Below are 12,144 nucleotides of genomic sequence, written 5' to 3' on the forward strand. Positions count from 1 at the left end.
GTCTCTTTAGGAAGGCGTTAGTGGGTCTTGGCGGTGCCATAAACCGTTTTCCATCACCATCGCATGTTTGGCCCAATGAGCAAATTCGGTACGGGTGACACAGTCGGTGGTTTTGCGTTCATTGCCTGCAATTTGTTTAAAAATCACAAAATCCTGATTTGGATCATCACTTCTGGATTCATCCACAATGCGACGCATTGACCATTCTCTTCCTAATTTACCGTTGCTGTAAACTCCCCCTAACTGAATTTGATCCGGTGTAAGAGTGTCGGATTGACGGTGCGCCAAGGCCAATCCTAAAATGCGCTTGAGGTCAGCTTCATGAATATCGACAAATGAATCAACCGATTTTAATGCCGCCAGAAAATCTTCATGGGAAAAACTGTCGGTCATATCGATTGTCGGTGTTTTCGGTTTTTGCAGAAATGTCGGGTAATGCCGCCAATAAAATAAACGATTAAAACTAACGGCAACCGCCAGAATCAATACTAAATTTAATAGGACTGGTGTGACTAAGAATTGGTAGCCAAGTTGATGGATGGGCTCACTGCCGAGTACGGTTAATAAAGCGGTTGCCCCAGCCGGTGGATGAAGACAATTTAAATAATACATACTGATAATGGCTAAGCCGACCGCCAGACTGGCCGCCAACCATGTCGGCTCGATATATAAGGCACAGGTAATACCGATAGTTCCCGATATCAAGTTGCCGCCTATCACTGGCCAGGGTTGAGACAGTGGACTATGGGGAACGGCAAACAGCAGTACTGCTGTGGCTCCCATTGAGGCCATCACCGCAAGGCTGCTGTCCAAGTCGAGAAATTGATGTGTGACCCACACCATGAGTGCGATGGCTAGAAAGCCCCCGAATGCGGACACCCATTTTTCAGTATGACTGACAGGTGATGTTAAAACCCCCAACCAGTTTGATAGTTTTTTGATATAAAGTTGAATCATGCCAAAAGTGTACCTGAAATTATCTCATCTGCCTATCGTCAGTTTGATTTTGAATAATCATATAATTATTTTCTAATGATTGACAATCGAAATAAACTTAAGTATATTTTGAATTCGATATTTACTTAGGTATAACTTGATGTCTCAGTCAGATTCGATGCCCGCTTTCTATGCGCCTTGGCATCTTCACTTTGATGGTGGCGATATTAGTCCCCGTCGTTTGCACCTATTACAAGCAATCGAATCCACTGGCAGTGTTTCGCAAGCGGCTAAGCAGGTTGGCATGAGCTATAAGGCGGCTTGGGATGCGGTGGAAATTATCAATAATCTGGCGGATGTGCCTTTAGTTCATCGGCAGCATGGGGGTAAAGGCGGTGGTGGTGCGACCTTAACCCAGAAAGGGCTTCAAATTGTATCGCTTTATGAGCGATTGTCCGCCATGCAAGCGCAGTGGATGGCGTCATTGGAAGCCGCTGATGCAGATGTCTTGCCTTTAATGCGGAGAATGAAAATGCAAACCAGCGCACGTAATACCTTTTATGGGTCGGTAGAAGCCATCAAAACAGGTGCGGTTAATGCGGAGGTAACCTTAAAGTTACAGGGTGATGACCGAATTGTAGCGACGGTAACGACCGACAGTATTGAGCGTATGAATTTAACAAAGGGGAAGGTCGCTTGGGCACTCGTTAAAGCCAGTTGGGTGATTTTGGCAAGCCCTATGGCGTCAGGCCAAACCAGTGCCCGCAATACCCTATGCGGTGAAGTCTCTCGGATAACCGAAGGGCCGGTGAATGTCGAAGTGATTGTGGCATTGAAGGGGGGGAATACGCTGGCGGCAATTATTACTCGGAGTGCGCTTGAAGAAATGCAGCTGTCGGTTGGAAAGCCGGTCTGTGCATTGATTAAGGCGTCGCATGTGCTAATGGGCGTAGACGCCTAATGATAGACGTAACAGAATTGAAATGATTTGAAGGGAACCGATGAAAATAAAGTCAATATTACCAGGCCTGGTCATTTTTTTGACCTCAATGAGCGGTTATGCTGCTGAAACGACCATTGCCGTGGCATCCAACTTTACCAAGACAATAGAAATCATTGGGCAGGCCTTTGAAAAAGAGACGGGGCATCAAGTGAAATTTGCTTTTGGACCGACCGGAAAACTGTATGCACAAATCAAAAATGGTGCACCGTTTGATGCCTTTTTTGGTGCCGATGAGCGTCGCCCGCAATTAACCATTAAGGACGGTATTGGGTTGCAGCAAAGTTATTTTGTGTATGCGCAAGGTCAATTGGCGCTATACAGCCGTGATCATCGAGTGGATCAAAATCCCATTGCGATTTTAAAAGCGGCGGCCTTCAATAAATTGGCAATCGCCAACCCGAGAACGGCGCCTTATGGCGAAAGGGCACAGACATTTTTGAAACAGCAAGGACTGTATGAAGGCGTTCAATCAAACATTGTTAATGGCGAAAGTATTGCGCATGCCTTCCAGTATGTAGCGACAGGCAATGCGGAATTAGGGTTTGTCGCCCTCTCACAAGTGGTGGACCCGCAAAGTCCCATTTACCAAAAAGGCTATTATTGGGTGCTGCCACAAAGTGATTACAAGCCAATTAATCAAGGAGCGGTGATAACGCAGCGTGGTGCAAAGAATCCAGTAACACAAGCGTTTATGGCCTTTATGAAGCGTCCTCAAGCCAGCGAGATCATTCGTCGTTTCGGCTATCACCTGCCGCAATCAGCTCAGTCAAATGAGCAGTGATTTGTCATGATGCTATTTGGCTCAGAGATTAATTTGCAACCCGTGTGGTTAACGCTTGAGGTTGCCACCTATACCATGGTTATTTTGATGCTTATCGGTACGCCTTTGGCATGGAAAATGGCAAAGATGGATTCTTCGACAAAGGTGCTGCTAGAAGCCTTAGTGGCATTGCCCTTGGTTTTGCCGCCGACAGTGCTGGGGTTTTACTTGTTAATTGTGATGAATCCCAATGGCCCCATCACGGAGTTTTTACGACTATTCGGGTTTGAAGGTCAGCTGACCTTTAGCAAAACCGGCTTGGTGATTGGCTCGGTGTTTTATTCCTTACCCTTTGCCGTGCAACCGCTGATGCATGCTTTTGAATCTATTCCTTCCCGATTGTTGGATGCGGCCGCGACCTTAAGAGCCAATGCGCTGGATCGATTTTTCACCATCGTGGTACCGTTATCGCAACGCGGTTTTCTAGTGGCGGCAACTCTGACCTTTGCGCATACCGTCGGCGAATTTGGCGTCGTATTAATGGTTGGGGGCAATATTCCGGGGGAAACTCGAATGGTATCGATTGATATTTTTGATCATGTCGAGTCTTTGGAATATACCCAAGCGCATATCCTATCAGCCTTGATGTTGATGTTTTCATTTCTCGTGCTATTGTTGGTCTATAGTCTCAATCGCCGTTTTGGCGTAAAGGTAGGCTAGCCAATGACCGCGTTACATTTAAGAGGCAATTTGCAACTTAAGCGAGGGCAATTTGAACTCAATACGGGGGCGTTTGATATTCCTTTAGTGGGCATTACCGTCTTGTTTGGGCGGTCGGGCAGTGGCAAAAGTAGCTTGTTACGAGCCATGTCTGGGTTAGATCAGCATACGCGTGGCCAATTGCAAATGAATCAACAAATTTGGCAAAAAGGGGCTAAGTCACTCGCAACCTCAAAGCGCGATATTGGCTTTGTATTTCAAGATGCGGCACTCTTCCCACATATGACCGTTCGACAAAATTTACGGTACGGTGTTAAGCGCCTTCCTAATCAATTGGTCAAAGGCCATTTTAACGAGACGGTTGATCAGGTGGGTGTTGCCAATCTATTAGATCGGAGTGTCGAGACCCTATCAGGGGGTGAAAAGCAACGAGTCGCGATTGCGCGTGCACTGCTGATGCAACCGAAGTTGTTAATGATGGATGAACCTTTGTCGGCATTAGATTGGCGTGCAAAAGCGGAAATTTTAACGCTTATCGAATCCGTGGTGAAGGTGACCCAAATTCCTGTTTTGTATATTACCCATGCCCCTGCTGAGGTGGAACGGTTAGCCGACCGAATTATATTTATGGATCAAGGTCGCATTGATCGAATTGAAACTTTGAAGCAGGCTTTATCCAACCCAGATTCTCCGTTATTTGACGATCAGGGTGTCGTTTCAGTGCTGGAAGGGCAGTTGGGATCATCCGAAAATGGACTTCAGAGGTTACAACTGGGAACTCAGACATTATGGATCTCACCTTTGCAAACGCTGCCTAAACAAACCGTACGGATTCGAGTACTCGCGCGTGATGTCAGTTTGGCTTTATCGGATCCAACCGATTTAAGTATCGTGAATCACCTTGAAGTGACGATTGCTGAGCTGATTCCACAGCCGGATTTTCGTGTATTGGTACGGTTAAACTTGCCTTGTGGTCAATTTTTATTTGCCGAAGTCACCGAGCATTCAGCTAAACGACTGAAATTATGCCCAGGCCTGCGGGTTTTTGCTCTGATCAAGTCGGTTGTGTTAGCGGAATAAGCTTATAGCCAAGACCAATTAAAGAGTTCTTTCAATGCCGACAGAATAAACGTTGGCAAGGCAGAAATAAAACACACCATTATGAGATGTTCCAATGATAAGGGCGTTGTCCCTAAGATGAGATTGCCGAAAGGGGTATAGATCATCAATAATGACAAGAGCGCAGATCCTAAAACCGCAGCCACCAGCAATTGGTTTGAAAAAGGGTTTCGATGGTAGAGGCTACTAAAGGTTCTGGCATCAAAAACATGAAACAGTTGACCAAAAATTAAGGTGGCAAAAGCAATGGTTTGCGCGTAGTCAATGGGCGATCCCAAATTAATCGCGACTTGAAATAGGCTATAGCTGACGCCGCCCATCACCAAACCTCTAATTAAAATTCGGCTGCCAAGATGGTGGGCGAAAAAACTTTCTTGGCTGGGTCTGGGTTGGCGTGCCATGACATCACTCTCTGCTGTATCAACGCCTAAAGCCAGAGAAGGGATACCATCGCTGACCAGATTTACCCATAAAATCATCATGGGTGCTAAGGTGAGTAGTGGCTCGCCGGCTATCAATAGAAAGGCAAATAAAATTGCCGACACTTCACTGACATTGGCGGTTAAACCTTGGCGGATGAATTTACGAATATTGTCATAGATGCGTCGTCCTTCGCGAACCGCGTGTACAATGGTGGCAAAATTATCGTCCAGTAAAATCAAGTCGGCCGATTCCTTTGCCACGCCAGTTCCTGTAATGCCCATCACAATACCAATATCGGCTTTACGGACGGCGGGGGCGTCATTGACCCCGTCTCCGGTCATCGCGACCACTTCCCCATTTTGTTGAAGGGCTTGTACGATTCGCAATTTATGTTCAGGGGTGACTCTGGCAAAGACAGCGACATGAGGAACATGTTTTTCTAATTCGCTATCCGATAACCGGTTGAGTTCATCACCACTAATGACCTCAGCTTCGTCTGATTCAATAATCCCCATTTTTTTGGCAATCGCCTTGGCGGTAATGGCATGGTCGCCGGTAATCATCACCACTCGGATACCGGCTGAATGACAATCATTCACCGCCTGAATAGCTTCTGAGCGTGGCGGGTCGATAATGCCATGCACGCCTAAAAAAGTGAGTTGTTTTTCCAGTTCGGTTAAAGGTAGGTTGATTTGGCCTTCAGAGAGCTCTCGGAAGCCGACGGCCAAAGTCCGTAAGGCTTGACTGCCAAATTGATGGATTACATCATTAATTAACTGAGAATTACTCATCCGGTCTAGGTGCTTATTTTGGAAAGCGATGACCTCTGAATGGTTTAGTAGGATATCGGGTGCCCCTTTCACGATAAGGAGATAGCGGCCATTGGGTTGTTGCACAATCACACTCATCATTTTACGTTTGGCATCAAATGGATGTGTTTGAACAGGTTGATAGTGCTGGCTTAAGGCCTCTTTATTGAGTCCCGCTTTTGCCGCCGCAACCACAATAGCCCCTTCAGTGGGTAGCCCTTGTATTTCATGGCGGTCTGCATTTTCGACTAACAAAGCCTCACTACACAGAGCAGAATAGCTCAATAATTGGGTTAAATGGAAGTGCTGGCTAGATTCGATTTGATCGCCTTTATCGTCTAAGAAATGCCCCTGTGGTTGGTAGCCACTACCGGTAATTTGATAGTGTTCTCCGGCAACCCAACATTGTACGACTTGCATTTTATTTTGCGTCAGCGTGCCGGTCTTATCAGAGCAAATGACGGAGGTTGAGCCTAGCGTTTCGACGGATGCCAATTGTTTGGCAAGCGCATTGTTACGCATCATTTGTCCTGCACCTAAGGTTAAAACAATGGTGACTAAAGTTGGCAGGCCTTCTGGAATGGCAGCAACTGCCAGAGAAATACTGGTGTTGACTAAGGCGGGTAGGGTCAGCCCCTTTAACAGGCCGATGCCGACGATAATAGCCACAATAATAAGCGCCGCCCATATCAACGTGTGGGATAAAGTCCGAATTCGAAGTTGTAATGGGGTTAAGCGGTTCTCGGTGGACTGCATTAACTCGGCAATTTTACCGACTTCGGTATCCATCCCCGTCGCAACGACAATCGCAACGCCATGACCATGATGAACAGACGTGCTCATAAATCCCATATTGAATTGATCGCCCAATGAGGCTTCAAGGTCTTCAATGGGCTGGGTATTTTTGTTTATGAGATCGGATTCGCCTGTCAGCGCCGACTCATCGACTTGTAGGTGTGCGGTTTCAATAAAGCGGCAGTCTGCCGGAATAATATCACCAGTCGATAATTTGATAATATCGCCAGGAACCAATTGGCTGGCTGGAATTTTTTGCCATTGCCCTGCTTGTTTGACAAAACAATAGGGTGCGGCCATGTCCCGTAAGGCATCAATTGATTTTTGTGCTTTATACTCTTGGACAAAGCTAATCAGAGCATTGATTAAAATAATCACACTAATGGCAATGGCATCAACGAAATGACTGGTATAAAAAGATAACAAAGCGCCGATGGCCAGAATGACCAATAGCGGGTTGGATAGTTGGCGCACAAACAGTTTAATAGGCGAAAGTTTGGCAGCGGAAATCAACTCATTGTCACCAAATTCCGCTTGTTTGGATTGACGTTCGGCAGAGGCTAGCCCTGTTGTTGCGTTAGTGCCGAGAAAATCCAGAGTGGTTTGGACTGTTTGTTGAAACCATTTTTGCGCTGCCATCGTCAAAGAATCCTATTAGGCGGTAGAGTAGCAAGCTCACTGAATTAACGCTGTTGTGGGGTGTTCAGTGCAAAAGGAACGGCTAATACCTGGCCATTTGGCTGGGTCATTAACACTGAAATATGCCATTTCATGTCATCTAGTGTACAGAATGCCAGCATAGATTGTCCACGGTAATGACCAGGTTGATTGGGGTCTGCCGATAATTGCACTCGATTGTAGCCCATATACATGTTTTCACCCGCAATATCCAGTTCAACCTTTTGTGCCTGAATGCCCTGTAATTGAACGGACACGTCCAACATACGAGCGACTTTGATAGGTCTAGGAAGAATTTCCAGCCGGACACTTTGTTGTGCCTGTTGTGATTCACAGGCCTGGTGGTGTAAAGAGCAATCCTGGACTAATGGCCAGTTGGTTAATGGGTGTGAGCCACTTGGCTGAAGGTCACAACTGGATAAGCTGATAAATCCGATCAGGCTTGCTGCCACGAATAGACTCGTCCCCTTTAAAGGGTGTTGGCTAAAAAGGGTTTTTAGCTTGTTAAAGATGGTTGTGTGCATGGTGTTCTCGTCTATGGCAACGGCTTGATCTGTATCTTAAAGGGTTTGGCAGTTTCACTCAAGTCAAATCCGATAGGCTTTGGCAACTGCTACAAAAATAACTGGCACGCTGATTTTGGATGATTTTTTGAATGGGTTGCTGACAACAGAAACAAGGTTCTTTGGCTCTGCCATAAACTTGTAATTGTTGTTCAAAGTAGCCAGGTTTACCCGTTGGCGTTAAAAAGTCTTTTAAGGTGGTGCCTCCTTGGTTGATTGCTTCAGTTAACACCTGCTTAATGCTGGTGATCAAAGTGGCAATTTCCGCCGCATTCAAACTATTTGCTGGACGAAGGGGGTGGATCTTGCTCATAAATAAGGCTTCATTGGCATAGATATTCCCAACGCCAACGACAATGGCATTTTGCATAATGGCATTTTTAATCGCCATGCTGCGGCGAGCCAGTTGTTTGGCTAGGCTTTCAGTATTAAACGCATCTGTCAGAGGCTCTGGCCCCAGGTTTTTCAATAAGGGGTGTTGTGCAAGCGGTTCTTCAGTCCATAACCAGCAGCCAAATCGTCTTGGGTCGTGATAGCGCAATAACCAGCCATTGTCCAAGTTCAAATCGATATGATCGTGCTTTTTCGCAGGGGTGGATTGTGGTAGCACTCGTAAATTACCCGACATCCCTAAATGAATAATAATATGCCCTAACCGGGTTTCTAGTAGTAAATATTTAGCGCGTCGCCTGATCGATAAAATGACCAGGCCTGGTAGGATTTTGCTTAATTTTGAGTCAACTGGCCAGCGTAAACGTCCATTGCGAATTTGGATTGATTGAATGACTTGGCCTTGCGTCTTGGATTCAATGCCCTTTTTGGTCGTTTCAACTTCGGGTAGTTCTGGCATGGTTCTTTCTTCTATTCTCGGTAGGGTTCTGTAGGGTGTCGTGATTTGCAATATTGTTGCCATTTTAAATTAAATTGCGATTTTTAGACAGATGGCCGATATAAAAATTAACAGAGACACAAAAAATAGAACCACAAACACAAGGAGAAGCGTCATGAATACCAGTCCTTATTTTTTAGACAGTGATGAATCCGGTTATTGTGTTAAAAATGCGCAAGGTACCGTTGCCAGTTTCAAAATGATTGACGATGCATTTGAAGCCATGCGCGATTTTCAAACCAAAACCTTCCCTGAAAACTGGGCAAAAATTCCACCTGCGATGCAAGCCGTTAAGCAGCGCTGCTACGGCCAATTACATTAGAGGGCGTTTGCCATCTTAACTACACTGGCCTGTTTTGAATGCGGGTCAGTGAATGGTTAAAAATGGAATAGACAGATGTTTTTGATACAGATTTGGAAGTAAAAAATAAATTGAGTTGTAGCGAATAAGAATTTGGTTATAATCGTTCTATGGTCAATCTGCAAACACGATATTTAGCAATTTTATGATTTCTCGCCTGTTCAAGTCTTGGTGCTTGCTCTGTATTTTGTTGTTCATGGCCGCCTCACCGGCTCAGGCAAAACATATCTCTGAACCCCATAAACCCATTCCCATTAATGTACAGTTTAATTGGCATCATCAATTTCAATATGCTGGTTTTTATGCGGCGCTCCAGCAAGGATATTACGCTGATTCTGGATTCGATGTCACTTTAAAAACCTGGAAACCTGGCGTTAGGGTCTTGGATGAGGTGGTGTCAGGTCGGACAGACTTTGCGGTAGGGTATAGTTCTTTAGCGGTTGATTATGCTAAAGGTGCCCCGATTCGACTGGTGATGAGTTCCTTTCAATACTCGCCAATGGTACTATTGTCTCACCAGCCCTTAGAGAATCTAGCTGACTTTTCTGGAAAAAAGGTGATGCATTTTGGCAATTTGCAAATCCAAACCTTATTGAATAAAGCAAAATTGAAAGTGTCAACGCCATTTATTGAGGTGCCATCTTCAGGGGATTTGAATGATTTCATAGATCATAAAGTGGACTTTTATGCCGCCTATATGACCAATGAACCCTATCGTCTCCAACAGCAAGGCGTTCCTTACTCAATTGTTGACCCCAAAGCCTTTGGTGTTCAGAGTTATGGAGATCTTGTCGTGACCTCTCGAAGCCTGGCGACCCAATCGCCAAAGGTTGTCGAAGCCTTTAGAAAAGCGACCATTCTAGGTTGGCAATATGCACTAGACCATCCTGAAGAAGTGGTGGATTTTTTAATTGAAAATTATCCGGTGGTGAAAACCCGTGAGGCCTTGATAGATGAAGCACAAAAAACCGAAGTGTATGTCAAATCAGGACAAGTGCCTATCGGTGAAGTCTCGCCTGAAAAATTAGTGGCAACCGTTGTTGATGCGAAGGATGCGGGTTTTATCAGCCAAGAGCAGTATGAGAATCTAGACATTAATCGCTTTATTATTCGTCATCAGCCATTGTTGTTATCGGAAGATGAATTGGCTTATATCCAAACCTATCCTGCAGTCACCATGGCAAATGATACCAATTGGGCTCCATTTGAGTTTATTGATGAGGAGGGGGTTTATCGAGGAATTGCCGCTGATTATATCAAGCTAATTTCAGAAAAAACCGGGCTGGAGTTTAAGCCTGCAACCAATGTGAGCTGGGATGAGCTGGTGCAGGCTACCGAGCAAGGACACTATGATATTTATTCTGCGGCGGTGGCTACACCTGAACGATTGGGCTATATGCGTTTCACTAAGCCTTACTTGTCTTTTCCAATGGTGTTATTGGGGGCGGAGAATCTGTCGGCCGTTTCAGGGTATGATCAGTTGTTGGGCGAAACGATTGCCGTCGTTGAAGGTTATTGGTCAGAAGAGTTTTTAAGGCAAAATTATCCAGACATTCAACTGTTACCAGTCGATTCGGTGAAACAGGGTATTGAGGCGGTGATAGAGGGCCGTGCTAAAGCCTATTCCGGTAATTTAGGCGCGATTAATTATACGATTAATCAGTATGGACTAACGGGCGTTCATATTATTGGCCATTCGTCTTATCGTTTTGAGTTAGCCATCGGGGTTCAACAAAATAATCCGGTATTATTCAGTATCTTACAAAAAGCACTAGATTCCATTTCAGAGTCGGAGCGTAGAGCCATCTTTAATCGCTGGATTCAACTCAATATGGTGCGCCATTTAGATAAAAAAGAGCTGTTTCAAATAGGTGTGGGTGTGTTAACGGCGTTATTGTTGATGCTAGCCATTATTTTTATTTTTCGCTATCAAAAGAATCAGCGTCAAACCTATATTAATCAAATTCACGAACTCACCTATGCCACCTTGATTGATGCCAAGACCTTTGCATTAATCTGGGTCAGTGATGCCTATTGTGGCTTGACTGGTTATTCCAAAAAAGAGTTATTGGGACGAGATTATACGTCATTAGCGACACAGAAATTAACCGCAGATGCGCTGGAACACATAAAAAAACAAGTCTTTTCTGGTCAGGCTTGGGAAGGGGAAATGGAAGGCCGTGCCAAGGATCATTCGACCTATGCCGTCAAACTGACGCTGTCACCGGTTAAGGATATTTGGGGCAATATTCATAAAATCTGGGCGACCAGGGTGAATATTACCGATCGTAAGCGCATTGAACAATTGGTCATTACTGATGAATTGACGAACCTTTATAACCGACGGTATTTTAATCAAATTTTTGCGCAAGAAATTAATCGGGCCAAACGCAATGGAGACCCCTTGTCGATTGCGATGATTGATATCGATTACTTTAAAAAGATTAATGATACCTATGGCCATCAAAAAGGGGACGAGGTGCTTCAACAGGTCGCGGCTGTTTTAGAGAGTCACTTTAATCGAGCCTCAGATTTTGTGTTTAGAATGGGAGGAGAAGAGTTTTGGATTTTGAGCGAGTTTAAAACAGAGCAAGCTTTCCAAGCCTATTTAGAAGAGCTTCGAGTGCGCATTATGGCATTAGATATTAAGAATAAGGCATCCGACTTTGAGGTCATGACTTTATCAATTGGCGCAGCATTTGTTTCTGCATCCGCGCTAACCGATTCCGAAAAGCTATACTTTGAAGTGGATAATGCCTTGTATCAAGCAAAACAAAAGGGGCGGAATCAAGTTGTCTTTAATCACGAAGTGAATCAGTGAAGCTACCCGAATACTGATAGGAGAAGCTAAGTTTTTGCAGGCATAAAAAAACCCAGCCTTGTGAGCTGGGTTAGATTAAATGGGTTTGGGTAAAACCGATTTAATGACTTACTTGATTTTTGCTTCTTTAAAGAGAACATGTTTACGCAAAACGGGATCATATTTTTTGATCTCAAATTTGCCAGCCATGTTACGCTTATTTTTATCCGTAGTATAAAAATAAGCGCTTTCTGTCGATTGAAGTTTAATTTTATCGCGCATGTCGGG

Annotated in this window: 11 protein-coding genes; 6 read left to right on the forward strand and 5 right to left on the reverse strand. The window is 44.8% G+C overall.

The genetic code is table 11. The annotated features are described in order from the left end of the window. Nucleotides 1-6: 6 nt before the first annotated feature. On the reverse strand, nucleotides 7-957 hold the full coding sequence (locus tag CYQ88_RS06860) for an HPP family protein (RefSeq protein WP_101840618.1): 951 nt from the start codon (nucleotides 955-957) through the stop codon (nucleotides 7-9). A 139-nt stretch (nucleotides 958-1,096) separates the two neighbouring features. On the opposite strand from CYQ88_RS06860, the gene CYQ88_RS06865 reads away from it, so the two are divergent. The 4 genes from CYQ88_RS06865 to modC are packed head-to-tail and all read left to right on the forward strand — an operon-like array spanning nucleotide 1,097 to nucleotide 4,499. Further along, the gene (locus CYQ88_RS06865; protein ID WP_101840619.1) at nucleotides 1,097-1,897 is read left to right on the forward strand and encodes a TOBE domain-containing protein; all 801 of its coding nucleotides are present in this window, start codon (nucleotides 1,097-1,099) and stop codon (nucleotides 1,895-1,897) included. A 40-nt stretch (nucleotides 1,898-1,937) separates the two neighbouring features. Beyond that, on the forward strand, nucleotides 1,938-2,720 hold the full coding sequence (gene modA, locus CYQ88_RS06870) for a molybdate ABC transporter substrate-binding protein (protein ID WP_101840620.1): 783 nt from the start codon (nucleotides 1,938-1,940) through the stop codon (nucleotides 2,718-2,720). A 6-nt stretch (nucleotides 2,721-2,726) separates the two neighbouring features. Further along, complete coding sequence (modB, locus tag CYQ88_RS06875; protein ID WP_101840621.1) at nucleotides 2,727-3,419, forward strand: molybdate ABC transporter permease subunit; 693 nt, start codon at nucleotides 2,727-2,729, stop codon at nucleotides 3,417-3,419. A gap of 3 nt (nucleotides 3,420-3,422) precedes the next feature. Next, the gene (modC, locus tag CYQ88_RS06880; protein ID WP_101840622.1) at nucleotides 3,423-4,499 is read left to right on the forward strand and encodes a molybdenum ABC transporter ATP-binding protein; all 1,077 of its coding nucleotides are present in this window, start codon (nucleotides 3,423-3,425) and stop codon (nucleotides 4,497-4,499) included. A 2-nt stretch (nucleotides 4,500-4,501) separates the two neighbouring features. Here modC and CYQ88_RS06885 read toward each other — a convergent pair whose 3' ends face one another. Genes CYQ88_RS06885 through mutM form a run of 3 tightly spaced genes read right to left on the reverse strand, consistent with a single transcriptional unit; the run spans nucleotide 4,502 to nucleotide 8,656 of the window. Continuing rightward, nucleotides 4,502-7,204, reverse strand: a complete 2,703-nt coding sequence (locus CYQ88_RS06885) for a cation-translocating P-type ATPase (protein ID WP_101840623.1) — start codon at nucleotides 7,202-7,204, stop codon at nucleotides 4,502-4,504. Between the two features lie 44 nt (nucleotides 7,205-7,248). Further along, nucleotides 7,249-7,767 (reverse strand): hypothetical protein, encoded by a 519-nt coding sequence (locus CYQ88_RS06890; protein WP_143483771.1) that lies wholly within the window; start codon nucleotides 7,765-7,767, stop codon nucleotides 7,249-7,251. Between the two features lie 58 nt (nucleotides 7,768-7,825). Continuing rightward, complete coding sequence (gene mutM / locus CYQ88_RS06895) at nucleotides 7,826-8,656, reverse strand: bifunctional DNA-formamidopyrimidine glycosylase/DNA-(apurinic or apyrimidinic site) lyase (protein WP_101840625.1); 831 nt, start codon at nucleotides 8,654-8,656, stop codon at nucleotides 7,826-7,828. A gap of 154 nt (nucleotides 8,657-8,810) precedes the next feature. Here mutM and CYQ88_RS06900 point away from each other — a divergent pair, with 154 nt between their 5' ends. Then, a complete protein-coding gene (locus CYQ88_RS06900) occupies nucleotides 8,811-9,017 on the forward strand; it encodes a hypothetical protein (RefSeq protein ID WP_101840626.1) in 207 nt (68 codons plus the stop codon). Between the two features lie 235 nt (nucleotides 9,018-9,252). After that, nucleotides 9,253-11,877, forward strand: a complete 2,625-nt coding sequence (locus CYQ88_RS06905; protein WP_158236023.1) for a transporter substrate-binding domain-containing protein — start codon at nucleotides 9,253-9,255, stop codon at nucleotides 11,875-11,877. A gap of 108 nt (nucleotides 11,878-11,985) precedes the next feature. Here the strand turns inward: CYQ88_RS06905 and rpmG are convergent, their stop codons facing one another. Then, on the reverse strand, nucleotides 11,986-12,138 hold the full coding sequence (rpmG, locus tag CYQ88_RS06910) for a 50S ribosomal protein L33 (RefSeq protein ID WP_011371336.1): 153 nt from the start codon (nucleotides 12,136-12,138) through the stop codon (nucleotides 11,986-11,988). Nucleotides 12,139-12,144 lie beyond the last annotated feature (6 nt).

Source organism: Hydrogenovibrio sp. SC-1, assembly GCF_002848135.1.
Classification (GTDB): domain Bacteria; phylum Pseudomonadota; class Gammaproteobacteria; order Thiomicrospirales; family Thiomicrospiraceae; genus Hydrogenovibrio.

What these genes read in the sequence shown, in the direction of transcription:
- CYQ88_RS06860 (WP_101840618.1), bottom strand. Translation starts at nt 957, where the DNA reads ATGATTCAACTTTATATCAAAAAACTATCAAACTGGTTGGGGGTTTTA.
- CYQ88_RS06865 (WP_101840619.1), top strand. Translation starts at nt 1,097, where the DNA reads ATGTCTCAGTCAGATTCGATGCCCGCTTTCTATGCGCCTTGGCATCTT.
- modA (WP_101840620.1), top strand. Translation starts at nt 1,938, where the DNA reads ATGAAAATAAAGTCAATATTACCAGGCCTGGTCATTTTTTTGACCTCA.
- modB (WP_101840621.1), top strand. Translation starts at nt 2,727, where the DNA reads ATGATGCTATTTGGCTCAGAGATTAATTTGCAACCCGTGTGGTTAACG.
- modC (WP_101840622.1), top strand. Translation starts at nt 3,423, where the DNA reads ATGACCGCGTTACATTTAAGAGGCAATTTGCAACTTAAGCGAGGGCAA.
- CYQ88_RS06885 (WP_101840623.1), bottom strand. Translation starts at nt 7,204, where the DNA reads ATGGCAGCGCAAAAATGGTTTCAACAAACAGTCCAAACCACTCTGGAT.
- CYQ88_RS06890 (WP_143483771.1), bottom strand. Translation starts at nt 7,767, where the DNA reads ATGCACACAACCATCTTTAACAAGCTAAAAACCCTTTTTAGCCAACAC.
- mutM (WP_101840625.1), bottom strand. Translation starts at nt 8,656, where the DNA reads ATGCCAGAACTACCCGAAGTTGAAACGACCAAAAAGGGCATTGAATCC.
- CYQ88_RS06900 (WP_101840626.1), top strand. Translation starts at nt 8,811, where the DNA reads ATGAATACCAGTCCTTATTTTTTAGACAGTGATGAATCCGGTTATTGT.
- CYQ88_RS06905 (WP_158236023.1), top strand. Translation starts at nt 9,253, where the DNA reads ATGGCCGCCTCACCGGCTCAGGCAAAACATATCTCTGAACCCCATAAA.
- rpmG (WP_011371336.1), bottom strand. Translation starts at nt 12,138, where the DNA reads ATGCGCGATAAAATTAAACTTCAATCGACAGAAAGCGCTTATTTTTAT.